This is a genomic window from Streptomyces sp. NPDC057682 (genome assembly GCF_042799575.1).
Classification (GTDB): Bacteria; Actinomycetota; Actinomycetes; order Streptomycetales; family Streptomycetaceae; genus Streptomyces.
On record NZ_JBHVIN010000012.1, the window covers coordinates 118,248 to 142,267 of the forward strand.

General features: G+C 72.7%; 22 protein-coding genes. 13 read left to right on the top strand and 9 right to left on the bottom strand.

All coding sequences use genetic code 11. The annotated features are described in order from the left end of the window. Positions 1–81: 81 nt before the first annotated feature. Positions 82–1,566: a hypothetical protein gene (locus ACFVDM_RS22560; protein ID WP_383642784.1), complete on the top strand. Its 1,485-nt coding sequence runs from the start codon at positions 82–84 to the stop codon at positions 1,564–1,566. Between the two features lie 34 nt (positions 1,567–1,600). Here the strand turns inward: ACFVDM_RS22560 and ACFVDM_RS22565 are convergent, their stop codons facing one another. Next, entirely contained in the window at positions 1,601–2,881 is a 1,281-nt protein-coding gene (locus tag ACFVDM_RS22565; RefSeq protein ID WP_383642787.1) for an ABC transporter substrate-binding protein, read from the bottom strand. Positions 2,882–3,055: 174 nt separating this feature from the next. Here ACFVDM_RS22565 and ACFVDM_RS22570 point away from each other — a divergent pair, with 174 nt between their 5' ends. Both ACFVDM_RS22570 and purU read left to right on the top strand, forming a co-directional pair. After that, positions 3,056–3,502 carry a hypothetical protein gene (locus ACFVDM_RS22570; protein WP_383643241.1) on the top strand — a complete coding sequence of 149 codons (447 nt, stop codon included), beginning with the start codon at positions 3,056–3,058 and terminating at the stop codon, positions 3,500–3,502. Positions 3,503–3,530: 28 nt separating this feature from the next. Next, the gene (gene purU / locus ACFVDM_RS22575) at positions 3,531–4,409 is read left to right on the top strand and encodes a formyltetrahydrofolate deformylase (protein WP_383642790.1); all 879 of its coding nucleotides are present in this window, start codon (positions 3,531–3,533) and stop codon (positions 4,407–4,409) included. 69 nt (positions 4,410–4,478) lie between these two features. On the opposite strand, the gene ACFVDM_RS22580 is transcribed toward purU, so the two are convergent. Both ACFVDM_RS22580 and ACFVDM_RS22585 read right to left on the bottom strand, forming a co-directional pair. Next, positions 4,479–5,939, bottom strand: coding sequence for a zf-HC2 domain-containing protein (locus ACFVDM_RS22580; protein ID WP_383642793.1), 1,461 nt, complete (start codon positions 5,937–5,939; stop codon positions 4,479–4,481). After that, positions 5,936–6,517 (bottom strand): RNA polymerase sigma factor, encoded by a 582-nt coding sequence (locus ACFVDM_RS22585; protein ID WP_383642796.1) that lies wholly within the window; start codon positions 6,515–6,517, stop codon positions 5,936–5,938. The genes ACFVDM_RS22580 and ACFVDM_RS22585 overlap by 4 nt, the downstream gene beginning before the upstream one ends. Before the next feature lie 303 nt (positions 6,518–6,820). On the opposite strand from ACFVDM_RS22585, the gene ACFVDM_RS22590 reads away from it, so the two are divergent. Together ACFVDM_RS22590 and ACFVDM_RS22595 are read left to right on the top strand one after the other, a co-directional pair. Then, on the top strand, positions 6,821–7,195 hold the full coding sequence (locus ACFVDM_RS22590) for an STAS domain-containing protein (protein WP_383642799.1): 375 nt from the start codon (positions 6,821–6,823) through the stop codon (positions 7,193–7,195). Positions 7,196–7,300: 105 nt separating this feature from the next. Beyond that, on the top strand, positions 7,301–7,819 hold the full coding sequence (locus ACFVDM_RS22595) for an EF-hand domain-containing protein (RefSeq protein WP_383642802.1): 519 nt from the start codon (positions 7,301–7,303) through the stop codon (positions 7,817–7,819). Between the two features lie 423 nt (positions 7,820–8,242). Here the strand turns inward: ACFVDM_RS22595 and ACFVDM_RS22600 are convergent, their stop codons facing one another. Further along, complete coding sequence (locus ACFVDM_RS22600) at positions 8,243–9,781, bottom strand: class I adenylate-forming enzyme family protein (protein ID WP_383642805.1); 1,539 nt, start codon at positions 9,779–9,781, stop codon at positions 8,243–8,245. 142 nt (positions 9,782–9,923) lie between these two features. On the opposite strand from ACFVDM_RS22600, the gene ACFVDM_RS22605 reads away from it, so the two are divergent. From ACFVDM_RS22605 to ACFVDM_RS22620, 4 genes are all read left to right on the top strand, one after another. Continuing rightward, a complete protein-coding gene (locus ACFVDM_RS22605; RefSeq protein WP_383642808.1) occupies positions 9,924–11,117 on the top strand; it encodes an amidohydrolase family protein in 1,194 nt (397 codons plus the stop codon). A gap of 6 nt (positions 11,118–11,123) precedes the next feature. Further along, positions 11,124–12,281, top strand: a complete 1,158-nt coding sequence (locus ACFVDM_RS22610; protein ID WP_383642811.1) for an acyl-CoA dehydrogenase — start codon at positions 11,124–11,126, stop codon at positions 12,279–12,281. 7 nt (positions 12,282–12,288) lie between these two features. Further along, positions 12,289–13,239 (top strand): acyl-CoA dehydrogenase family protein, encoded by a 951-nt coding sequence (locus ACFVDM_RS22615; RefSeq protein WP_383642814.1) that lies wholly within the window; start codon positions 12,289–12,291, stop codon positions 13,237–13,239. 485 nt (positions 13,240–13,724) lie between these two features. Further along, positions 13,725–14,306, top strand: a complete 582-nt coding sequence (locus ACFVDM_RS22620; RefSeq protein ID WP_383642817.1) for an ATP-binding protein — start codon at positions 13,725–13,727, stop codon at positions 14,304–14,306. Here ACFVDM_RS22620 and ACFVDM_RS22625 read toward each other — a convergent pair. Next, positions 14,225–15,151: a cyclase family protein gene (locus ACFVDM_RS22625; RefSeq protein WP_383642820.1), complete on the bottom strand. Its 927-nt coding sequence runs from the start codon at positions 15,149–15,151 to the stop codon at positions 14,225–14,227. The genes ACFVDM_RS22620 and ACFVDM_RS22625 overlap by 82 nt on opposite strands. An 83-nt stretch (positions 15,152–15,234) precedes the next feature. Between ACFVDM_RS22625 and ACFVDM_RS22630 the strand changes: the two genes are divergently transcribed. Both ACFVDM_RS22630 and ACFVDM_RS22635 read left to right on the top strand, forming a co-directional pair. After that, positions 15,235–16,152: an SDR family oxidoreductase gene (locus ACFVDM_RS22630; protein ID WP_383642823.1), complete on the top strand. Its 918-nt coding sequence runs from the start codon at positions 15,235–15,237 to the stop codon at positions 16,150–16,152. Positions 16,153–16,284: 132 nt separating this feature from the next. After that, on the top strand, positions 16,285–17,334 hold the full coding sequence (locus tag ACFVDM_RS22635; protein ID WP_383642826.1) for a Zn-dependent alcohol dehydrogenase: 1,050 nt from the start codon (positions 16,285–16,287) through the stop codon (positions 17,332–17,334). A gap of 45 nt (positions 17,335–17,379) precedes the next feature. Here the strand turns inward: ACFVDM_RS22635 and ACFVDM_RS22640 are convergent, their stop codons facing one another. Beyond that, positions 17,380–18,378, bottom strand: coding sequence for a GlxA family transcriptional regulator (locus ACFVDM_RS22640; protein ID WP_383642829.1), 999 nt, complete (start codon positions 18,376–18,378; stop codon positions 17,380–17,382). 204 nt (positions 18,379–18,582) lie between these two features. On the opposite strand from ACFVDM_RS22640, the gene ACFVDM_RS22645 reads away from it, so the two are divergent. After that, positions 18,583–19,782: an MFS transporter gene (locus tag ACFVDM_RS22645; RefSeq protein ID WP_383642832.1), complete on the top strand. Its 1,200-nt coding sequence runs from the start codon at positions 18,583–18,585 to the stop codon at positions 19,780–19,782. A gap of 69 nt (positions 19,783–19,851) precedes the next feature. On the opposite strand, the gene ACFVDM_RS22650 is transcribed toward ACFVDM_RS22645, so the two are convergent. Together ACFVDM_RS22650 and ACFVDM_RS22655 are read right to left on the bottom strand one after the other, a co-directional pair. Then, complete coding sequence (locus tag ACFVDM_RS22650; RefSeq protein WP_383642835.1) at positions 19,852–21,069, bottom strand: acyltransferase; 1,218 nt, start codon at positions 21,067–21,069, stop codon at positions 19,852–19,854. Positions 21,070–21,109: 40 nt separating this feature from the next. Continuing rightward, positions 21,110–21,766: a TetR/AcrR family transcriptional regulator gene (locus ACFVDM_RS22655; RefSeq protein WP_383642838.1), complete on the bottom strand. Its 657-nt coding sequence runs from the start codon at positions 21,764–21,766 to the stop codon at positions 21,110–21,112. Between the two features lie 97 nt (positions 21,767–21,863). Here ACFVDM_RS22655 and ACFVDM_RS22660 point away from each other — a divergent pair, with 97 nt between their 5' ends. Next, complete coding sequence (locus ACFVDM_RS22660; RefSeq protein WP_383642841.1) at positions 21,864–23,216, top strand: MFS transporter; 1,353 nt, start codon at positions 21,864–21,866, stop codon at positions 23,214–23,216. Here the strand turns inward: ACFVDM_RS22660 and ACFVDM_RS22665 are convergent. Further along, positions 23,206–23,820, bottom strand: a complete 615-nt coding sequence (locus ACFVDM_RS22665; protein WP_383642844.1) for a flavin reductase family protein — start codon at positions 23,818–23,820, stop codon at positions 23,206–23,208. The two genes, ACFVDM_RS22660 and ACFVDM_RS22665, sit on opposite strands and share 11 nt — an antisense overlap. Positions 23,821–24,020: the final 200 nt, after the last annotated feature.

Consider the following 24,020-nt stretch of genomic DNA (forward strand, 5'->3'; position numbering starts at 1 on the left):
TCTCACGCGCTTGGCGAACGGCGGGGACCACCCGATAGCGTGAGCCGACGATTCCATAGGTTGACCACGTAGGAGTCCCCGGTGACACAGAGCGGACAGGGTGACGAGCAGCAGCTCCCTGCTGTACGACCCGCGCACGAGGGCGTCGTGCTGCCCGCGGGCGGCGGCGAGCCCTGGGTGCCCGGGGGAGCGGCGGACGGGGCGGCCCCGGCGGGCGGCCAGCCGTGGGGACAGCCCTGGGGACCGCAGACACCGCCCCAGCACGGCCCGGCACAGAACGGTCCGGCACAGGGCGCGCCCCAGGGCGCGTACGGACAGCAGCAGCCCCCGCAGTACGGACAGCAGCCGCCGCCCGCTCCGTACGGGCAGCAGCCCCCGCAGCACGGCACCTACGGGCAGGGGCAGCCGTCCCCGTACGGACAGACGCCGCCCGCCCCGCAGCAGCCGCAGCAGCCGCAGCCCTACGCGCAGCCGCTGCCGCCCGAGGCCGGGCCCGGCGGCGACGCCGACGCCACGCAGTACATCGCGCCGATCCCGGCCGGTCCCGGACCGGGCGGACTGCCGCCGGAGAGCCCGGCGGAGTCGACCACGATGCTCGGCCGCGTCACGCCGCGGAACCCCCGGCAGCCGGCCGCGCACCAGGCGCCGCCCGGCGGCCAGGACGCCGACGCGACGCAGTACATACCCCCGGTGCCCGGCGGCGCCCCGTACGGCATCCGGCCGGGCGAGCCCGGTGACCGGCAGCCGCCCGCCGAGTTCGACAACCTCTTCCGCGACGACGAGCCGGCCGGCGCCACCCAGCAGATCCCCCGCTTCGACCCGGCGCAGCAGCCGTACCACGGCGGCCCGCCGCAGCAGGGGTACCACCAGGACCCGCCCTACTCCGGCCCCGAGCACGGTCTGAGCCGGGACGACATGGACGACGCCCCGCGCAAGCGGCCCGCGCACGTTCCGCTGATCGCCGCGGTCGTCGTCGGCTGCGCCGTCATCGGGCTCGGCGCAGGCGCGCTGATGAGCGGGGGCGGGGACGACAAGGACAAGGACGCCAAGCAGCCGGTCGCCGCGGCGAGTTCGCCGGCGGCGAAGGAATCCTCCGAGCCGGCGGCCGACCCGGCGAAGCCGCAGGCCGAGGCGCTCGACAAGCTGCTCGCCGACAGCAACAACAGCCGGGCCGCCGTCATCGGCGCCGTGGAGAAGACCAAGAACTGCACGGACCTCGACAAGGCCGTCGCCGATCTCAAGGGCGCCGCCCAGCAGCGCCGCGATCTGGTCACCCGGCTCCAGGCCCTGACGGTCGACAAACTGCCCAATCACGACCGGCTGACCGCCGCGCTCACCAAGGCCTGGCAGGCCTCCGCCTCCGCGGACGACCACTACGCGGGCTGGGCGACACAGGCCAAGAGCAAGAAGGTGTGCAAGAACGGCAAGGCCCGGCCGACCTCGCACTACCGGCAGGCGAACGCGCAGAGCGGCGAGGCGACCCGGGCCAAGCAGCAGGCGGCCGCCCTGTGGAACGCCATCGCGACGAAGTACGGCCTGACGAAGCGCGCCGCCACCGCCCTCTGAGCGGGGAGCGGCCCGGCTGGGACCCGCCGCGGTCTCAGCCGGTCGCGCTGGCGTCCGACAGGGTCTCCGCCACGTCGACGAAGCCCTTCTTCTCGGCGACGAGCCGCCCGTCCCGCACCACCTGGAACGTCACCTTGCTGTTGACGATCCGCGGGTAGGAGTCCGAGCCGATCATGTCCTCGTAGCGCCAGCGCAGTTCGGGTGTGAGCCCGCCGGTGTCGACCGGGGTGCCCTCGTTGAGCGCCTTGGTGACCTTGCCGGCGGTGATCTCCGAGGTGTGCAGCGACTCGACGAGCGACTTCAGCACGGTGTACGCGATCCAGGTCGTCTGCACCCCGGTGTCCTCCGGGTCGATGCTGTTGTCGCCGAAGGCGTGCTCGCCGATCACCTTCCGCATGGTGTCCCAGCGGGCATCACCCGGCGCCGGGTACCAGCCGGTGACGTACGCGCCCTCGAAGGGGCTGTTCCGGCCGCCGGTGCGGTCGATGAGCGGCTGGCCGATGCTGCCGAGGACCGAGGAGACCCGTACCGAACCGTCCGACGGCTCCAGCCGGCGGAACGCGTCGAAGAAGGTCTCCGTGCGCTCCCCGAGCACCGCCGTCACACAGCCGCCGCGCGCCCCCGCGCCGTTCAGTGCCCGGCTGGCCGGTTCGTCGTAGGAGTTCGCGTCCTCCGCCGCCCGGACGTCCACGGGGGCGTGCTCGCGGGCCTCGGAGAGGCCGGTGTGCAGCAGCCAGGCCAGACCGTCGCCGCCCAGCGTGTCCGGCCGGACCAGGGAGACCCGGTCGCAGGTGCGGGCCAGTTGTTTGGCGTTGCCCGCCATGAGCGCCGACTGCCCGCCCGTCACCGGGTAGGACATATAGCTGCGGAACTCCTCCTCGGAGGCGCCGTAACCGCCTATGTAGGGGATCCCGGCGACTTCGAGCGGGGCCATGAAGGCGCGGCCGTGGCGGCTGTACGAGCCGACGACCGCGACGGCCTTCTCCTTGACGGCCCGGCGGGCGCAGTTGCCCGCGCCGACGGAGGTGTCCTGTTCGTCACAGGTGACCACGCGCAGCGTGTGGCCGTCGATGCCGCCCGCGCCGTTGATCCAGCGGGCGAAGGTCTGCGCCATCGCCGTCATGCCGGCCATGGTGTCGGCGTCCGGGCCGGAGGCGTCGCCGGGCGCCCAGGTCATGACGGTGACGGGCTCCCTGGAGCCCCCCGATGCCCCAGGGAGTACGCCGCAGCCGGTCAGCAGCAAGGCCCCTGCCGCCACCGCGCCGGTGAGCAGTCCGAGGGGGCGGGGAAAGAGGGGGCGTCGCCGTCCGGTCATGGACACAGACACTTCCGGCCGTCGGGTAACGCCGGAGTGTGCCGCGTTCAACACACGGTGACGCCCAGGTGAATTGCAGGGGGCCCGCCGACGGGTGATGAGGGGAACGTACGATCGACAACCGTGCAGCAAGGTTCCGAGAACTCTTCCCGTCGCGGCCGTCGCTCCTCCACCATGGGCGGCATGCCGCTCAACGACCTTCCGTGGTGGCGCTGGCGCAGCAACGTGCGCTCGGCGCTGCACATGCTCTCCGACCCCGTCTTCCACCACGAGTGCTGGCTCGCCGGCCGGGAGGGGTACGGCGACGTCACCGACGCCGTGTACCGCCTGGTCGAGGACACCTGGCTCGACAACTGGTCCGCCGAGAAGTACGTCGGCACGATCTTCCGCGACACCGGCGAGGCCGCCCTCGTCGACACCGCCGTGCTCCGGGTGCTGCGCATCATGCACCAGGTCGGCGCGGACGCCCCCGTCTCCGCCTACATGGAGCACCACGGCTGGCCGGAGGCCGTCCGGGCCGCCCGCGACGCCCATGTCCTCCTGGCCACGAACGACGGCGAGGACCCGGACGTGCCACCGCGTTCCCTCGACGTCCTCCGCATCATGACCAGATCTGCCTGATCCCCGGAGGGTGTGGCACGCTACGGGGATGACCGACCCGAAGCCCGCTGACACCGCCCCCGAGCAGTACGTCCTCACGCTCTCCTGCCCCGACAAACAGGGCATCGTGCACGCCGTGTCGAGCTACCTCTTCATGACCGGCTGCAACATCGAGGACAGCCAGCAGTTCGGGGACCACGACACGGGTCTCTTCTTCATGCGCGTCCACTTCTCGGCGGTCAGCCCGGTCACGGTGGACAAGCTGCGGGCGAGCTTCGCCGCCATCGGCGACTCCTTCGCCATGGACTGGCAGATCCACCGTTCCGCCGAGCGGATGCGCGTCGTGCTCATGGTCAGCAAGTTCGGCCACTGCCTCAACGACCTGCTGTTCCGGTCCCGGATCGGGGCCCTGCCGGTCGAGATCGCCGCCGTCGTCTCCAACCACACGGACTTCGCCGCGCTCGTCGCCTCGTACGACGTGCCCTTCCGCCACATCCCGGTGACCAGGGAGAACAAGCCGCAGGCCGAGGCGGAGCTGCTGGAGCTGGTCCGCGAGGAGAACGTGGAACTGGTCGTCCTCGCCCGCTACATGCAGGTCCTCTCCGACGACCTCTGCAAGCAGCTCAGCGGCCGGATCATCAACATCCACCACTCGTTCCTGCCGAGCTTCAAGGGCGCCAAGCCCTACCACCAGGCGCACGCGCGCGGTGTGAAGCTGATCGGCGCGACGGCGCACTACGTCACCGCCGACCTCGACGAGGGCCCGATCATCGAGCAGGAGGTCGAGCGGGTCGGCCACGGCGTCACCCCCGACCAGCTGGTCGCCATCGGCCGCGACGTAGAGTGTCAGGCCCTGGCCCGCGCGGTCAAGTGGCACGCCGAGCGCCGCATCCTGCTCAACGGCCGCCGTACGGTCGTCTTCGCCTAGGGCGTGTGGTGAAAGTCCCGCCTGCTCGGCGACGCCTGGCACGCACGCTCGCCACACGCCCTGGCGCGTTCACAGCCGGCTGAGCGAGGCCGCCGCGAAGAGCACGTCCCGGACCGCCTCGCGGTCCCCGCTCTGACCGGCGGCCGCCTCCACGGGCGGTACGTGCCCCGCCACCAGCCGGCAGAACTCCACCCCGTCCAGGGCGACCTGCGCCACGGTGTGCTCGGCGGAGCCGAGGGCGGCGGGGGAGTCCAGCGGGATGTACCAGTTCCCGCCGCCCGAGCCCTCCACCTCCAGATGCAGCGAACGCCCCGGCGACCCGGCCGTCACCAGCCGCCGGGCCGGAGCGGCGAGCCCCGCCCTGCGGCGCACGGCCAGCGCGGCCGGAAGCAGCCGCGCCGCCAGGTCGATCATCCGGTGCAGATGCGCGGCGGCCGGCGCCTCGTACGGATAGTCCACGGCCTCCGCGATGTCGCCCGCGTGCAGCCAGCATTCGAAGGCCCGGTCCAGCATCGCGTCCTGGAGCGGCAGCGCGAAGCCGCCGTAGGAGACGGAGAGGTCCGAGGCGCCGCGCCCCGCGAAGGACACGGTACGGATGAGCGTATGGCTCTGCGCGCGCCACGGCTCGCGCACGGCCCGGGTGAACGGACGGCGGGCCGACGACCAGTACGCCTCGGTCCGCCCGGCCGGCGAGGGCGGAGGCCCGTCACCGTCCCCCGGGGCCTGCGCCAGGCTCGCGGCGAGCGGATCGTCCAGCCCCAGCGCCGCAGTGACCAGCCCGTCGACCGCGGTCAGATGGCCGATGACGCCGGCCACCGTCGTCTTGCGGTTCACCCGGCGCTCGCCCTCGAACCACTTCAGACGCACCGGCGCGTGCCACTCGGAGTCCCCGATGTCGCGCAGCAGCGCGTCGAGCCGGGCCGTCTCCGCGTCGTACGGCGCGGCCCACTCCGGCACCGGGATCTTGGCGGGCCGGCGGCTCAGGCAGCTCTCCAGCACCCGGGTCCGCAGCGACGGATCGAGGTCCAGGGAGCGGTCGGTGTGCAGCAGGCCGACCGCGTCGCGCAGCCGCAGCGCCTCGTCCGCGCAGGGCGCGCACTCGGTGAGGTGCGCCTCCACGGCCTCGGTCTCCTCGGCCGAGCAGGCGGCCAGAGCCCAGGCGCCGAGCAGCGCCTTCAGCACACGGTGCGGCAGGCGGGACGGAGGCGGCGGTGACCCGTCGCCCCTCGGAGCCCGCTCCGACACGTCCACGACCGTTCCTTCTTCCCCTTCCTCCGCGTCCGATTCCTCGTCGTCGTCCCCGCCGTCCCCGTCGTCTTCGGTCCGGTCCCCGTTCCCGTTCCCGTCCCCGTCTCCGGTCCGGGGAGGCTCCCTCCGCTCCGGCGGAACGACCGGCCGTGCGAGCCGGCCTGCGTCGAGGTCGTCGGCGGCGGCCCGGGGACCCGGTATGCGCGGGGCGCCCCGCACCTCGTCGTCGCGCCCCGCCCCCTCCCGGCCGCCGTCGCCGTGCCCGTCCGTCGCGTCGCTCACAGCGCCCTTCCGTATCCCGGGGGCGAGGAGCCCTCCAGCGGCCGGGCGCGGGCGGTGGACAGCAGTTGGAGCCCCAGCCGGAGCCGGCGGCGCGCCTCGTCCTCGGTGACGCCGAGATCCGCCGCCGTCTGCCGGTAGTCCCGGCGCTGGATGTACGCCAGCTCCAGGGCGGCCCGCAGCGAGGCGGGCATGGACGCGACGATGTAGTCGGCACGGGCCGCGGCGCTGGCCCGGCGCACCCGCTCCTCGACGTCGACCGGCCCGTCGGAGCCGTAGCCGTCGTCGTCCCCGGCCGCGGCGTCGCGCAGCCTCCGCACGGACTGGCGGTGCGTGATCCGGGCGACCCAGGCGCGCATCGAACCCTGCTTGGGGTCGTAGGCGTCGGGGTTCTCCCACACGTACCCGAACACCTCGCGGGTGACGAGGTCCGCGGCGTCCTCGTCGTCGAGCATCCGGTTGGCCTGACTGTGGACGAGGGCGGCGAACCGGTCGTAGAGCTCGCCGAGCGCCGCCGCCTCGCCGCGGGCCAGACGCTGCTGCATCGTGCGGTCCCAGCGGGGTGGTGCGTTTTTGGCCATGCGACCCCCAGCCCTGTTGCCGTCGGGCGCTCCGGCCCGGTACCCCTCGTCCCGTCGAATGTAGTCGGCAAGGCTGACCGGGCACGTCCCTTTACGGCAAGTACGTCCCTGCGGGAGCCCTGGATGGTAGGGAATGGGACCCACCTGGTGACAGAATCAGACGGGAAGTGATCATTTATGCCCGAAATGGTTCTGGGCCTTCTTGGAGCGCCCCGTGTTTCATGGAGCGTGAGCCGGGGCAGCCGCGAGGGGGAACGGAAACTTCCGGATCAATGGGATTCCCCGGAACGAGAGGCCCGTCACGTGACACTGAAAGTGGCCGCGACCGAGCAGGGCGGGTGGACCGTGCTGCGCATGCGCGGCGAACTCGACCTGGTGACCTCGCCCATGGTCCGGCAGTCCGTGCACGACGCGGTCGCCGTCGGACGCCATGACGTCGTGCTCGACCTCTCCGAGGTCTTCTTCTGCGACTCCAGCGGTGTCGGCGTCCTCATCGCCTCCCGCCGCCTGATGCGCTCCTGCGGCGGCCGGCTCCGCCTCATCCTGCCCGCCCGGGGCGCGGAGGAGGGCTCGCACGTCAACCGGGTGCTCGCGGCGCTCGGCGTCCGCCGGCTGTTCGACGTCTACCCCGACTGCGAGGCCGCCGTCGACGGCGGGTCCCAGCCTCTTTCGGCCTGATCGCGGCCCGATCGCGGCCCGCGGGGCCCGGACCGGTACCGGGTTGTCACCGCGGTGAAGCGCGTAAGTGACACGTGACGCCTGCAGGCGTCGTACGCTCCCCGCATGGACAGCGCAGAGTACGAGCGCAAGATCGCCTTCCGCTTCGCCGCCTTCGACCAGGACGGCAACGGATACATCGATCGCGCGGACTTCAACGCCGCCGCGGCGCGGCTGCTCACCGAATTCGGCACCACGGCCCGATGCGACAAGGGCCAGGCGCTCTACAGCGGGGCCGAGGCGTTCTGGCAGGGGCTCGCGGGCATCGCCGACGTGGACGGGGACCAGCGGGTCACCCGCGAGGAGTTCGTGGGCGGCGCGGTCAAACGCCTCCGCGACAACCCCGAGCGCTTCGCGGAGATCGCCCGGCCCTTCCTCCGCGCGGCGCTGGCCGTCGCGGACCCGGACGACAGCGGTGCCGCCGCCGTGACCTCCGTCGAACGGGCCCTGAGGGTCCTCGGGGCACCGGCCGACACCGCCGCCCTCGCCGCCGGTGCCCTGGACACCGACGCCGACGGGCGCGTCACCGAGGCGGACGTCGTGACGGCCTTCGCCGCGTACTTCACGGTGATCGCGCCGGAGTAGGTGCGGGTGCCCTTCGGGGGTGCGGGGTGCGCCTCTGTTGGGTGGGTGGGGGCGGGGTCCCTCCGGGGTGACTCCTCAGAAATGGCGTGTTCACCCGGGTACGAGGGGCGGTCCGGGTCGTACGCCATTTCCTGCGGGGACACCCCTGCACGCCCCCACCCGGGCCGGTTGTGCGTCCTCACGCCGGTGAATCACGCTGTCGCAGACGCGCGACGGCCGGGTTCGGGGGCGTCCCCGCAGAACGACGAACACAGACCGGGACGCCCTTACGAGGTGCCCGCACGTTCGTCGTTTGAGGAGTCGCCCCGGAGGGACCCCGGACCCCACACGACGAACATCAGGCGCACCCCCGCGGGGAACCCGCACAACCAAGCCCGTCCGGCGATTGAGGACGGAACCCCGAACACGGGGCCCCGCACACGCTCACCCCCCGAACCGCTCCCGCAACCGGTACTTCAGGACCTTGCGGAGCGTCTCGTTGCGGGGTAGGGCGTCCACGATCTCCAGCTGCTCGGGCAGCTTGTGGACGGACAGCCCCTCGCCGCGGAGGTACGCGGTGAGTTCGGGCAGGGTGAGCGCGGAGGCCCCCTCCCGCTGCTCCACGACCGCGCAGACGCGTTCGCCGCGGGACGCGTCGGGGAGGCCGATCACCGCCGCGTCGCCGACGGCGGGGTGGCGGGCCAGCAGGTCCTCTATCTCCTTCGCGGAGATGTTCTCGCCCTTGCGGATGATGATGTCCTTGAGGCGCCCGGTGAGCACGACGTGCCCGCTGGGGAGGACGTGTCCGACGTCGCCGGTGATCAGGAATCCGTCCTCGTCGAAGGGGGAGGGCGCTCCCAGATAGCCCTGGCAGACCGCCTCGCCCCGCAGCCGGACCTCGCCGTCCGTGCCGTACGGGAGCTGCTTGCCGTCCTCGTCGGTGATGCGGACCTCCATGCCGGAGGGCGGACGGCCCTCGGTCTCGGCCAGGTGCTCGGGGGTGTCGTCGGGGGCGCCCATCGTGATCATGGGGACCTCGGTCATGCCGTAGCCGTGGGTGAGCTGGACGCCCATCTCGCGGACCACCGCGTGGTAGATCTCCGGCGGCTTCGGCGCACCGCCGCCCGCCAGCAGCCGGAGGGTGGGGATCAGCGGGACGTCCGGGGCCTTGCGCTGCTCGGCCAGGAACATGGAGTAGAAGGCCGTGGAGCCGCCGGCCACCGTCACCCTGTGGCGCCGGTACTCCGGCACCGCGTCGGCCATCGTGAAGTGCTCGAACAGGACGGCGGGGAAGCCGTACAGGAGGAGCATCACGGAGTAGTCGGGCCCGGCGACGTGGGCGAAGGGGAATGCCATGGAGCCGACGTCGTCCGGGGACAGGTGCAGCGCGTGCGCCAGGCAGGCGCCTCCGGCGATGAGGCTGCGGTCGGTGTGCAGGACGCCCTTGGGGTCGGAGGTCGTGCCGGAGGTCCAGTAGATCCAGCGCACCGCCGTGCCGTCGGTGGGCGGTGGCGGCAGGGTCGCGGGGTCGCCGTCGGGGAGGGTGTCGTACGCCTCGAAGACGTGCGGCGGCCGGTCGAGGCCCTCGGTGACGCGGGCGGCCATCGCCGTGTGGTCGAAGCCGCGCCAGGTCCCCGGCACGGCGAAGAACTCCGCCTGCGACTCGCGGAGCGCGAAGCCGACCTCGCGGTCGCGGTAGAAGGGGATGACGGGCGTCTGCACCGCCCCGATCCGGGCCAGCGCGAAGGACAGCAGGGCCGTCTCCAGCCGGGTCGGCAGCTGCCAGGCGACGACCGTTCCGGGGCGCACGCCCAGGGCGCACAGCCCGGCGGCCACCCGTTCGGCGCGGTCGCGCAGCCCGCCGAAGGTGAGTGTGCGGTCGTCCTGGATCAGGAAGGCCCGGTCCGGCGTCAGGGCGGCCCGGCGTTCGATCAGTTCCCAGAAGGTGCCCGATGCACCCAGGGCGTGTGCGGTCTCGTTCACGGCGAACCCCTCACAGCTGACGGGTAGTCAGATCGTGCGGAGAGCGTAGAGCGATGCGCCTTGTCGGTCCAGGGGTGCGGGGCTAGCCTGAGTGCGACGTCAATCTGACGGGTCATCAGAAATGTGCGCCGGAGGGGACACCATGACGGAACTGCCTCGGATCGTCAGCGTCGACGACCATGTGATCGAGCCGCCGCACCTCTTCTCCACCTGGCTCCCCGCCAAGTACCGCGAGCGCGGACCGCAGCCCCTGACGGCGGGCATCGGCGAGCTGGAGTACACCGGCGGCAAGTACGTCATCACGATGGACCCGGACGGCCCGCCGACCGACTGGTGGATCTACGAGGACCTCAAGTTCCCGTACAAGCGCAACATCGCGGCGGTCGGCTTCGACCGGGACGACATGACGCTGGAGGGCATCACCCGCGCGGAGATGCGGCGCGGCTGCTGGGACCCCGTGGAGCGGCTGAAGGACATGGACCTCAACCATGTCGAGGCGAGCCTCTGCTTCCCGACCTTCCCCCGGTTCTGCGGGCAGACCTTCGCCGAGGCGCACGACAAGGAGGTCGCCCTCGCCTGTGTGCGCGCCTACAACGACTGGATGGTCGAGGAGTGGTGCGGGGACAGCGGCGGACGGCTGATCCCGCTCTGCATCATCCCGCTCTGGGACATCGGCCTGGCCGTCGCCGAGATCCGGCGGAACGCGGCGCGCGGGGTGCGGGCGGTGACGTTCTCGGAGATCCCCACCTATCTCGGCCTGCCGTCGATCCACTCCGGCTACTGGGACCCGTTCTTCGCCGTCTGCCAGGAGACCGGCACGGTCGTCAACATGCACATCGGCTCCAGCTCCCAGATGCCGGCCGCCTCCCCGGACGCCCCGCCCGCCGTCCAGGCCTCGCTCTCCTTCAACAACGCGATGGCCTCGATGATGGACTTCCTCTTCAGCGGCGTCCTGGTGAAGTTCCCGCAGCTCAAGCTCGCGTACAGCGAGGGCCAGATGGGCTGGATCCCGTACGCCCTGGAACGCGCGGACGACGTCTGGGAGGAGCACCGGGCCTGGGGCGGGGTGCGCGATCTGATCCCCGAGCCGCCGTCCACGTACTACTACCGGCAGATGTTCTGCTGCTTCTTCCGCGACAAGCACGGCGTCGCCTCGCTCGACGTCGTCGGACGCGACAACGCCACCTTCGAGACCGACTACCCGCACGTGGACTCGACCTTCCCGCACACCAAGGAGGTCGCGCTGGACCACGTCAAGGGACTGGACGACGAGACCGTCTACAAACTGATGCGCGGGAACGCGATCCGGATGCTCGGCCTGGACCTCGACAAGTAGGCGGCGATGGACCTCTCGTACACGGAGGAGGAGGAAGCGTTCCGGGTGCGGCTGAGGGAGTGGCTGGGCTCGGTGCTCCCCGGACTGCCGCCGCGACCGGACCCCGGCGACTGGCCGGGGCGCCGGGCGTACGACGCCGGCTGGCAGCGGCTGCTGTACGACGCCGGCTACGCGGGCCTGCACTGGCCCGAGGACGCCGGCGGCCGGGGCGCCACCCCCACCCAGCACCTGATCTTCCTGGAGGAGACCGAACGCGCCGGGGCGCCCTACGTCGGCGCGAACTTCGTCGGGCTGCTGCACGCCGGGCCGACCGTCGCCGCCGAGGGCACACCCGAGCAGCGCGCCCGCTGGCTGCCGCCGGTGCTGCGCGGCGACGAGATGTGGTGCCAGGGCTTCAGCGAGCCGGACGCGGGCTCGGACCTGGCCTCGCTGCGGACCCGTGCGGTCCGCGACGGCGACGACTACGTGGTCAGCGGCAGCAAGATCTGGACCTCGCACGCCGAGGTCGCCGACTGGTGCGAACTGCTGGTGCGCACCGACCCCGGCGCCCCCCGCCACCGTGGCATCAGCTGGCTGGCCATGCGCATGGACAGCCCCGGCATCACCGTGCGGCCGCTGCGCACGCTGGCCGGGTCCACCGAGTTCGCGGAGATGTTCCTCGACGAGGTGCGGGTGCCCGTCGGGCACCGGGTCGGGGCGGAGAACGACGGCTGGCGGGTCACCATGGTCACGCTCTCCTTCGAACGCGGCACCGCGTTCGTCGGCGAGGTCGTCGCCTGCCGCCGCACCCTGGACGCCCTGGCCGCCGAGGCGCGGCGCACCGGCCGCTGGGACGACGCGGTGCTGCGCCGCCGGCTGGGCAGGCTCAACGCCGAGTTCCGGGCGCTGTGGCGGCTCACCCAGTGGAACGTCAGCGAGGCGCAGGCGAGCGGCGGGGTGCCCGGGACCGGCGGTTCGGTCTTCAAGCTGCGCTATTCGCACGCCCGCCAGGAGCTGTACGAGGCGGCGGCCGAGGTGCTCGGCGCGGGCGACGCCCTCGACCTGGACCGGGAATGGGTGCTGGACCGGCTCTCCTCGCTCTCGTACACGATCGCGGCGGGCACCTCGCAGATCCAGCGGAACATCATCGCCGAGCGGATCCTCGGCCTGCCGAAGGGGCGGTGAGCGGACGGTGGACTTCCAGCTCTCGGAGGACCAGCGGGCCCTGCGGGCGGGGATACGGGACCTGCTCGCCGGGCGGTTCGGCCGCGACCGGATGCGGGCGGCGCACGACGGCGGCGCGGGGGGTGTCGACCGGGGGCTGTGGCGGGAGCTGGGCGGGGCGGGCTTCTTCGCGCTGCGGCTGCCGGAGACGGCGGGAGGGGTCGGGCTGGGCCTTGCCGAATCCGTACTTCTGTTCGAAGAGATCGGGCGGGCGCTGCTGCCCGGACCGCTCGCCGCGACCCAGCTGGCCGCCGGGGCGGTGAAGGGCGCGGCCGAGGGGGAGGCCGTGGTGGCGCTCGCCGAGCCGGGGCGGCCGGTGGCGCACCTGGCGGGGGCCGACGCCCTGCTCGTGCTGGACGGGGAGCGGACCCGGCTGGTGACCGGCGCCGGGCTGCGAAGGGTGGTGGACGGGGCGCGCCCCGTGCGTTCACTCGATCCGGGGACACCGCTGTGGCGGGTGCCGGAGCTGTCCGGGACGGCGGGCGAGGTGCTGGAGGGCGGGGAGCGGCTGCGCCACGAGGGCACGCTGCTGACGGCGGCCGAACAGCTCGGCAACGCGGAGCGGAGCCTGGAGGAGGCGGTCCGGCACGCCCGGGACCGTGAGCAGTTCGGTGCGCCCATCGGATCGTTCCAGGCGGTGAAACACCTCTGCGCCGGGCAGTTGCTGCGCTCCGGACCGGCCAGGACGGCGGTCTACGCGGCGGCCGTCACCGGCGATCCGGTGGAGGCGGCCGGGGCCAAGCTGCTGGCCGACGAGGCGGCGGTGGGCAATGCCCGCGACTGTCTCCAGGTGCACGGCGGCATGGGCTTCACCTGGGAGTCCGATGTCCATCTGCGGCTCAAGCGGGCCTGGCTGCGGTCCGGGGAATGGCTCGCGGCGGCCGAGGCGGAGGAGCTGCTGGCGGCCGATCTGGCCTGAATCGTTACGGGTGGGTGGCTGGTGAACGTATGTGACGCGATGGACCCATGAGGTTCACTCTGCGCAGTGACTCAGTGCAGTCGGTGAGCGCCGATACCGGCTTGTGTCCTTTGCGTGATTCGTCACGGGCCGCAGTCGCCGTCGGCTCGGGTACGCTCCGTTGGATGCGAGTGGTTCTGGAACCTGTCGATCCGGTTGTGGCCTGTACGGCGACTCCGGTCCGCGAGAGGTGCCCTGCTCGTGATCCGCAGGGAGGCGCCGGGCCAGCCGGGGAAACGATTTCCGGGGCGGCTGCGCGCCTGTGTTCGAATCCCCGTGACACGCGTCGCACAGTATGCACTACGCGTACTCCTTCGCGCTGGAATATGCCCGAAGCGCTTGTTGCGGTGACTGTACGTCAACCATGCTGTCTCGTAAGGGAATCACGTTCCGTGATCCTCAGGAGGCGCGAGGCGATGTGTCCGCCGGTTCGGATGGTGTGAGCGGTGCAGGTGCTTCAGGTTCAGTTGGAGGTCGGGCCCGATCCGGCGGAGGTCGGACGGGCTCGCAGATGGGCGCGTTCGAGGCTCGTCGGGTCCGGGATAGGAGCTGACGAGCCACTGGCCGAGACGCTCATCCTGCTGATCTCGGAGCTGGTCACCAACGCGGTCGTGCACACCGGCTGTCCGGCCGTGCTGCGCATGCTGTTCGGTTCACCGGGGAGCGCGGGCAGCCCCGGGACCGTCCGGGTCGAGGTGGCCGACGCCAGCTGCCGCCCGCCGCTCCAGCGCCATGCCGAGGGCGACGACACCAACGGCCGCGGGCTGGAGCTCGTCGACGGGCTGGCCGACCGCTGGGGCTGGCAGCCGGAGGGGGCGGGCAAGCGCATCTGGTGCGAGGTCGACCGCTCGGCCCCGCTGATCCAGGTCCAGATGCGGCCCGGCCCGCACGCGGTGGCGACGCAGGGCGCGGGCGCCCCCGTCGTGGGCCCGCAGGCCACCGCCGATCAGAGGATCGCGACCGGGGCGACCGGAGTGCCCGTGGCACCGACGAACGGCTCCGGCATGGCGGAGAGCAGGAAGGCGTAGCGCCCCTCCTCCGCACAGGCGGTGGACAGGCCCTCCAGGTTCCAGTTCTGGCCCTGGAGCATGCCCATGTCCACCAGGTCGAGCGCGTGCACGCCCAGCCACAGATCGTCGATCTCCGGCGGGAAGATCTCGAAGGTCAGCGTGTCATTGGCGACCGCGGCCGCGTCCCGCGCCCGGAACCACTCGGGCGTCCGGATCGACAGCCCCGGTGAGGGGTAGCCGTACGCGTTCTTGTCCCCCGACAGATAGACCTGCACCTGTCCCGTCCGTACGAGCACGATGTCCCCGGAGCGCACCCGCACCCCGGCCAGCTCCTCGGCGGCCTCCAGGTCCTCGGGGGTGACCGCGTGGCTCCCGGGCAGCCGGTCCACGCCGTGGGCGCGGGCGACGTCGAGCAGGACGCCGCGCGAGACGATGTGCGGCGCCTTGTCGATCCCGCTGAACTGTGCGCCGCCGTGCGCGGTGATGGTGGCGGCGGGCCGGCCGTTGTAGATCCTCCCCGCGTACGAGGCGTGCGTGAGCGCGTCCCAGTGGGTGGCGGTCTGGAGGCTCAGGACGGCGGTGTCGTCGCTGGTGGCGACCGTGCCGGGGCCGAACAGCTCCTGGTTGATCTGGACCATGGTGTGCAGCGGGTTGACGCGTCCCGGGATCAGGCCGTTCTGCACGCCGTCCTGCTGGAGCGGGAGGGCGAGGGGGATGCGCAGCCCGGAGCGGACGGTGGCGGCGGCCTCGCGGACGACCTCGTCGGTGACGAGGTTCAGGGTGCCGATCTCGTCGTCGGCCCCCCAACGGCCCCAGTTGTTCACGCGCTTGGCGAGGTCGTGGAACTCGGCCGGCAAAGACATGGCGCCTCCTGGGGCTTGTGCCGGTGGACCTGATGACCCATAAAATCTAACGGTCCGTCAGAAACCGCGGGAAGGGGCCGGGCATGGGGAACTTCTTGGCAGGCAAGGTCGTCGCCGTGACCGGGGCCGGGCGCGGCATCGGCCGGGCCGTGGCGCTGGCCGCGGCGGCGGAGGGGGCGAAGGTCGTCGTCAACGACTACGGCGTCTCCGTCGAGGGCGGCGAACCCACCAGCGAGATCGCCGAGTCCGTCGTGAAGGAGATCGAGGCGGCCGGCGGCGAGGCGGTCGCCGTCGCCGACGACATCTCCACGATGGCCGGCGGGCAGCGGGTCGTGGACACCGCGCTGACGCACTTCGGCCGGATCGACGGCGTCGTCTGCGTGGCCGGGATCCTGCGCGAGCGGATGCTGTTCAACATGTCCGAGGAGGAGTGGGACCCGGTGGTCGCCACCCACCTCAAGGGCACCTTCACCGTTTTCCGGGCCGCGTCGGCCGTCATGCGCAAACAGGAGGGCGCCGGCACGCTCATCGGCTTCACCAGCGGCAACCACCAGGGCAGCGTCGCCCAGGCCAACTACAGCGCGGCCAAGGGCGGCATCATCTCGCTGGTCCGCAGCGCCGCGCTCGGCCTGCACAAGTACGGCGTCACCGCGAACGCGGTCGCGCCCGTCGCCCGCACCCGCATGTCCGCCAACGTCCCCATGGAGCTCAAGGAGATCGGCGAGCCGGAGGACGTGGCCGCGCTGGTCGTCTACCTCCTCAGCGACCGGGCGCGCGCCGAGAAGATCACCGGTCAGGTGTACACCATCGCCGGACCGAAGATCGCCGTCTGGGCCCAGCCGAGGGAACTGCGCGCGGGCTACGCGGAGGGTGAGGCCTGGACCCCCGAGCGCATCGCGGACTTCCTGCCGGGGACGGTGGGCCAGGACCCGATGCCGATGCTGGCGCGGCTGGAGGAGATGGCGGCGGCGGCGAAGGCGGCGGCCCGGCCGAACGCGTAGGAACGGGTCGCGTCGGTACGCGGTGGCCCGTTCGTGCGCGTACGCGTGGGCCCCGGTCGTGCCCGTACGCACGTGTGCCTTGAGGAACACCCCATCGCCGGGCGCGGGCTCGGCCTATCGAGGGAGCCGAGAATGAGAGGCGTCGTCTTCGACGGCAGAAGGACCGAGGTCGTCGACGATCTGGAGATACGGGATCCGGGACCCGGTGAGGTGCTGGTGGCGATCGCCGCGGCCGGTCTGTGCCACAGCGATCTGTCGGTGATCGACGGAACGATCCCCTTCCCCGTGCCGGCGGTGCTCGGGCACGAGGGCGCGGGTGTCGTGGAGGCGGTCGGCGCGGGCGTACGCCATGTCGCCCCGGGGGACCACGTGTCCCTGTCCACGCTGGCCAGCTGCGGCGCCTGCGCGCAGTGCGACCGGGGGCGGCCGACGATGTGCCGCAAGGCGATCGGCATGCCGGACCGGCCGTTCTCGCGGCGCGGCACACCGCTCTACCAGTTCGCGTCCAACTCGGCCTTCGCGGAGCGCACTCTCGTGAAGGCCGTCCAGGCCGTGAAGATCCCCGACGACCTGCCGCTGACCTCGGCCGCGCTGATCGGCTGCGGTGTGCTCACCGGGGTCGGGGCCGTACTCAACCGGGCCCGGGTCGACCGCGGCGACAGCGTCGTCGTGATCGGCACCGGCGGCATCGGGCTCAATGTGCTCCAGGGCGCCAGGCTGGCCGGGGCCCTGACGATCGTGGCCGTCGACTCCAACCCGGACAAGGAGGCGGTGGCCCGGCAGTTCGGCGCCACGCACTTCCTGACCTCCGCCGACGGGGTCCGCGAGATCCTGCCGCACGGCGCGGACCACGCCTTCGAGTGCGTGGGCCGCACCGAGCTGATCCGCACCGCGATCGACCTGCTCGACCGGCACGGCCAGGCGGTCCTGCTGGGCGTCCCGGCGGCCACGGCCGAGGCGTCCTTCCTCGTCTCCTCGATGTACCTGGACAAGTCGATCCTGGGCTGCCGCTACGGCTCCTCGCGGCCGCAGCGCGACATCGCCCTCTACGCGGACCTCTACCGGGACGGCCGGCTGCTGCTGGACGAACTCGTCACCGAGACCTACCCGGTGGAGGACTTCGCCAAAGCGGCGGACGACGCGCACCACGGGAGGGTGGCGCGGGGCGTCCTGGTGTTCTGACCCGCGCGGACCGTACCGTTCCCGCCCCCGCTGCCCGCACCGTTCCTATCCCCGCACCGCCGGCCGGTCCGTGGCCCGGAAGGTGCGGCGGTAGACGGTCGGGGACACGCCCAGGGCGGCCTGGAGGTGCTGGCGGAGCGAGGTGGCGGTGCCGAAGCCGGCGTCCCGGGCGATCCGGTCGATCGACAGGTCGCTGGACTCCAGCAGCCGCCTGGCCAGTTCCACGCGCTGCTGGGTCAGCCACTGGACGGGGCTGACGCCGACCTCCTCGCGGAACCGGCGGGTGAACGTCCGTACGCTCATCGACTCCTGCTGCGCCATGTCGCGCAGCAGGATCGGCCGCTCCAGCCGGCCGAGTGCCCAGGCGCGGGCGGAGGTCGTGGTGGCCAGGTCCGGATCGGGGACCGGACGCTGGATGTACTGGGCCTGGCCGCCGTCGCGGTGCGGCGGTACGACCGTGCGCCGGGCGACGTCGTTGGCGACGGCGGTGCCGTGGTCGCGGCGGACCATGTGCAGGCAGAGGTCGATGCCGGCGGCGACCCCGGCGGAGGTGAGGACGTCCCCGTCGTCGATGAACAGGACGTCCGGATCGACCCGGACGCGGGGGAAGAGCGACTGGAAGTGGTCGGCGGAGGACCAGTGCGTGGTGGCCGGGCGGCCGTCGAGGTATCCGGCCGCGGCCAGTACATAGCTGCCGGTGCAGATGGACACCATGCGGGTGCCGGGCCGGATGTGCGCGAAGGCGGCGGCCAGCTCGTCGGTGAGCCGGCCCTCGGTGTAGACCGGGCCGAGTTCGTAGCTGGCCGGGATGACCACCGTGTCGGCGGTGGCCAGGGCCTCCGGCCCGTTCTCGACGGTGATCGAGAAATCGGCGTCGGTGCGGACCGGGCCGGGCGGGCGGACGGAACAGGTCACGACTTCATAGAGTTTGCGGCCCCGGTTCAGGGGCTCCGAGCCGAGCGAACGGCCGAAGATCCTTTGAGGAATGCCCAGTTCGAAGGGGAGAAGCCCGTCCAGGGCGAGTACGACGACGCGGTGCGGCACAGCGGACTCCCTTCACCTCTAGCTGGTATAGACCATAAGCTGATACATGTCATCGGTGTGAAGGAAAAGTCAGCAGAGCCCGCGCACATTCCCGCCGCGGACCACGCGAGCGCGGTGCGGGCCCCGTCCCCGGCTACGCCCCCCTCGTCCCCGTCCCCGTCCTCCCCGCCCCGCTCCCCGTCCGGGGACCTGCCACCCCTGCCGGTGGAGCCGGACCGTCTCTGGAACCGCAACTTCCGGCTGTTCTTCGTCGCCCGCACGGTGGCGCTGCTCGGGGACGGCATGATCCCGGTGGCGCTCTCCGCCGGGCTGCTGGGCGCCGGACGGCCCGCCTCCTCCGTGGGGTACGCCCTGGCGGCCTGGATGGGCCCGCTGGCGCTGTTCGTCCTCTTCGGCGGCGTGCTGGCGGATCGTTTCACCCCGCGCCGGATGATGATCATCGCTGATGTGCTGCGGCTCGTCGGGGCCTCGGTCCTCGCGGTCCTCTTCCTCACCGGCAACCCGCCCCTGTGGGCGGTGTACGCGCTCAGCGCGGTCGCCGGTGTGGGCGCGGCGCTCTTCCAGCCGGGGGTCGCGTCGACCACGCCCCGGGTGGCGGCGGACGTGCAGCGCGGCAACGCGGTGCTGCGGGTCTCCGAGGCCCTGATGACGATGGCGGGCCCGGCCCTCGCCGGTCTGCTGGTCGGGCTGGCGAGCGCCGGCGCGGTCTACGTGGCCAACGCGGCGACCTTCCTCGTCTCCGGCGTCTGCCTCTTCCTGCTGCGCCTCGCTCCCGCCCCCTCGGACGAGGCGCCGCGCGGCACGTTCACCGCGGAACTCGTCGACGGCTGGCGGGAGTTCCGGGCCCGCAGCTGGCTGTGGGGCGTGATCGCGATCTGGACGGTGTACGGCTTCACCGTGCTCGGCCCGATGCTCCCGCTGACCGCCGTCGAGGTCACCGAGGCGCACGGCTCGGGGACCTACGGCGTGCTGATGGCCGTCAACGGCGCGGGCAGCGTCGTCGGCGGCCTCCTCGCGCTCCGGCTGCGCCCGCGCCGCCCCCTGACGGCCGGCGCCTTCTCCCTCACCGGTGTCTGCCTCAACCTGGTCGTGCTGGGGCTCGGCCTGCCGGTGGCCGCCCTCGGGGCCGGACAGTTCGTGGCCGGCGCCGCCTTCGCGTTCTGGCTCGTCATGTGGTCCACCACCGTCCAGACCCACGTCCCCCCGGAGGCCCTCAACCGCCTCCACGCCTACGACGTCGCCGGCTCCCTCCTCATGGTCGCCGCCGGCCGCGCCCTCGCCGGCCCCGTCGCCGAACAGCTCGGCACGTCGGAGGTCCTGCTGGCCGGTGCCGTCATCAACATGCTGGCGGTGGGCGTCCTGCTGGCCGCGAGGCCGATCCGGCGGCTGGAGCGGATCGGCTGACGGGGGTCACAGGACCCGCCCGACGGCCAGTTGGCGGCGGGCGGGCCCCGTGACGCCCGGTTCCCGCCGTCACAGGACCCGCCGCAGCAGGGGGAACCGGCGCAGGGCCGCCGCGAGGAGGAAGGCGGCCGGGAGCGCGGTCAGGGAGGCGGCGGCCCAGGCGGCGGCTGCGGGGAGTCCGCGGCCGGCGAGCGCGTACTGGACCGCGACGACCAGGGGGACGTGGACGATGTAGACGGCGTATCCGTCCTGGGCCAGTTCCCTCAGGAAGGGGCCGCTCGCGGTGGCGGCCTCGCGGAACAGGGTCGTCAGCCCGACGCACAGCGCCACGCAGACGAAGCTCTCGTAGGCCGCCCACAGGGCCGACGGTCCGTTCGCCCCGCCCGCGCCGAAGGCCGGCGCGTCGGTGCCGACCGCCGCGAGCACGGCCACCGCGAGGAGTCCGCCCATCAGCCACAGCCATCCGGTGCGGGCGTCGAAGCGGCCCAGCCAGCCGTGGCGGTGGGCGAGGACGCCCAGGACGAAGAAGGCCGCGTACTGCGGGAACCGGGCGGGTTCGACCTGGAGGAAGCCGAGGAACGGGATCCAGGAGTCCAGCGGGTACCGCAGACGGACGAGGAAGGCGGCCGACGCGAGCGCCGCGGTGAGCGCGAGCAGGGCGCGATGGCCGGGCGGCGCGGCGGGGGCGGGCGCCGGTGTCCGCGTACCGGCGCGGCGGCGTCCCACGCGTACGGCCACGGCGCGGCACACCGCGTACAACAGGCTGTAGGCCAGCAGGTTCTGGACGAACCACAGGTGCCCGAACTGAAGATCCGGCCACGAGGGGCCCGTCCAGCCCGCCGGTTCGTTGCCCAGTCCGAGGTACACCTCGGTGAAGTAGCGCCCGAACGTGATCGGCGGGCGGTCGCGGTAGTGGACGTAGTACGCATACATCAGCCCCGGCACGATCGTCAGCGCGCCCGCCACCACCGGGACCCCGAGTCGGACGAGCCGCCCCGTCACGAAGTGCCGGGCACCCCGCCGTTCGTACGAGGCGGGGACCAGGACCGCCGAGACGAAGAAGAACAGGCTCATGAAGAACGCCCCGTCGACGGCCGAGAGCGTCGCGAGCGCCGGGGAGCGGGAGCCGCCGCCCTGCACGTACCACCAGTCCGAGGGGCCGTACGGCTGCGCCGCGTGGTGCAGGACCACCAGCACGGTGAGGGCGATGCGGAGGTTGTCGAGCCAGGCGAGGCGGAGGGCGGGGTGTGTGCCGGGGACAGCGGGTCCCGATGTGGGTGTGTGCATATGAAGAGAATCCTCAACAGGTGTACACATCGCACTGGTGCTACCCCCCGTCGCCACCCTGGGGGCAGCCGGAGGGCGCATCGGCCGCCGGGCCCGTGACGGAGCCGAAGAAGCCGTGCAGGAGCAGGCGTTGGTTGGCCGCGCTGCGCCGTGCCAGCGGCTCCGGCGCGAACATCGGCTCGTCCAGACCGGGCTGCATCACCCGCTCCAGCAGGAGCGGGCCGAGGATCAGGCACAGCATCTGGAACGGGGCCCACTCCTCGTCCACCCCGCCGCCCGCCCCGCCGTGGGCCGCCGACAGCCGCGCCAGCTCGGCGCCCGCCCCGCTCAACAGCCGCTCGAACAGTGCGGCACCCGCCTCGCCGCCCTCCGTGAGGGCGTGCCGCAGATAGCCGCGCAGGACCGGATCCGCGCCGAAGAGCCCGGCCGACACCCGGCCCAGCGACTCCAGTACCCCGGCGTCCGGATCCACCGCGGCCAACTGCTCGGAGATCCGCAGCAGTACGTGCTCGTCGACGGCCGCGCGCAGCCCCTCCTTCGAACCGAAGTGCCGGGTCACCAGCGCGGGCGACAGCCCGGCGGCCGCCGCGACCGCGCGCGTCGACGTCGCCTCGAAGCCCCGCTCGGCGAACAGTTCGAGCGCCGCCTCGCGCAGCCGTGCCCGTCCGGTCAGGTCGCTCTTCTCCACCGCGTGCATCTGCGCAGCGTAGCCAAGCGGCCGGAGCCGGGCCCCTGGCCCGAATCCTGCGAACCGTGTCCCTCGGGCCACTCGTGAGGGCGGCGGCGGGCGCCGGATGCTGGGTGGCGTGACCCAGACAATCGAACCCGCCACCCGTGACGAGGGCGCCGAGGCGCCCGGGGCGCGGGCGCCGCGTCCCACCCGATTCCGTGTGCACCGCGCCTGGATCGTCGCCGCCGTCGCGTTCGTGACGATCATCGGCGGCGCCGCGTTCAACGCCCTGCCGGGGCTGCTCATCGACCCGCTCCACGAGGAGTTCGACTGGTCGCGCGGGCAGATCGGCCTGGCCGTCTCCATCGACATGGCGCTGTACGGGCTCAGCGCGCCGTTCGCCGCCGCGCTGATGGACCGTTTCGGCATCCGCCGCGTCGTGGTCGCCGCGCTGACGGCGGTCGCCGCCGGGGCGCTGGCGAGCGTGTGGATGACCGCCGCCTGGCAGCTGATGATCTATTGGGGGCTGCTCGTCGGCCTCGGGACCGGTGCGATGGCCATGTCGTTCTCGGCGACGGTCACCAACCGCTGGTTCGTCGCCCGGCGCGGCCTGGTGACGGGCATCCTCACGGCGGCCGGTGCGTCGGGGCAGCTGGTCTTCCTGCCGCTCTGCGCCTGGATCGTCGACCGGCACGGCTGGCGGCCCGCGTCCGTGACCGTCGCGATGGCCGCCCTGGTCGTCGTCCCGTTCGTCTGGCTGCTGCTGCGCGACCACCCGGCCGACGTGGGCCTCGCCCCGTACGGCGGCACCTACGCCGAGAAGCCCGCGCCCGCCCGGGGCGCCGCGCGCCGGACCCTCCGGGTGCTGTTCGACGCCGCCCGCACCGGACCGTTCTGGCTGCTGGCCGGATCGTTCGCGATCTGCGGGGCCTCCACCAACGGCCTCATCCGCACCCACTTCGTGCCCTCGGCGCACGACCACCACATGCCCATCACCGCCGCCGCCTCGCTCCTCGCCGTGATCGGGATCTTCGACATCATCGGCACGGTCTTCTCCGGCTGGCTCACCGACCGCTTCGACGCCCGCCGGCTGCTGGCGGTCTACTACGCCCTGCGCGGGATCTCGCTGCTCTTCCTGCCGATGCTGCTCCAGCCCACGGTGGAGCCGCCGATGGTGTTCTTCATCGTCTTCTACGGCCTGGACTGGGTCGCCACCGTGCCCCCGACCCTCGCCCTCTGCCGCGAGCAGTACGGCGACGACAGTGCCATCGTCTTCGGCTGGGTCCTCGCCTCCCACCAGGTCGGCGCGGCGCTCGTCGCCTTCCTCGGCGGGGTGGCGCGCGACCACTTCGGCTCGTACGACGTCGTCTGGTACACCGCCGGCGCGCTCTGCGCGACGGCCGCGCTGATGGCGCTCCTGATCCACCGCGGCGGAAGCGAGGAGCCCGCCCCGGTCGGCGAGGGCCTCACGCGCTGAAGCGGCCGAACGCCCCCCGGTGGAACAGTAGCGGCCCCGTCGCGTCCGCCCCGTCCGCCGAGCCCAGCGCCTCCACCCGGCCCACCACGATGAGGTGGTCGCCGCCGGTGTGGACGGCCTGGACGCGGCAGTCGATCCAGGCGGGTACGGAGGCGAGCCGGGGCGATCCGGTCACGGGGGCGGGCGAGTGGGCCACCCCGGCGAACTTGTCGGCCCCGCTCACCGCGAAGCCCCGGCAGAGCGCGCCCTGGTCCTCGCCCAGGATGTTGACGCAGAAGACCCCGGCACGGGCGATGCGCGGCCAGGTCGTCGACGTACGGGCGACCATGAACGCCACCAGCGGCGGATCGAGCGACAGCGAGGCGAACGACTGGCAGGCGAAGCCCGCCGGCCCCTCCGGGTCGGCCGGGTCGTACGCCGTGACGACGGTGACACCGCTGGCGAAATGCCCCAGCACCCGGCGGAACTCGGCCGGATCGAGTGGTAGCCGCTCGTCCTCGCCGACGGCCCGCAGCGAGGGACGCGGCATCGCGTCCACCCGCCCGGCCCCGGCGGCCGTCGGAGCGCCGACGGAGCGGAGGTAGCGGACGGCGGTCGCGGCCATTCCTGCGTGTCCCATCATCCCGCGTGTCCCCTCGCTCCTTCGTAGCCCATCATGCTTTCGATTAGAGCTGACGGGGCGTCAGATGGGAAGGGCGGCGACGGACCCGCCCGGCGGAACCCCGGGGAGCGGGCGGCCGGGCGCGGTTCCCCGGCCGGCCCCCGACCTTCGTCAGGGGTCGGCCCTGCCCTTCGGCCCGGGGA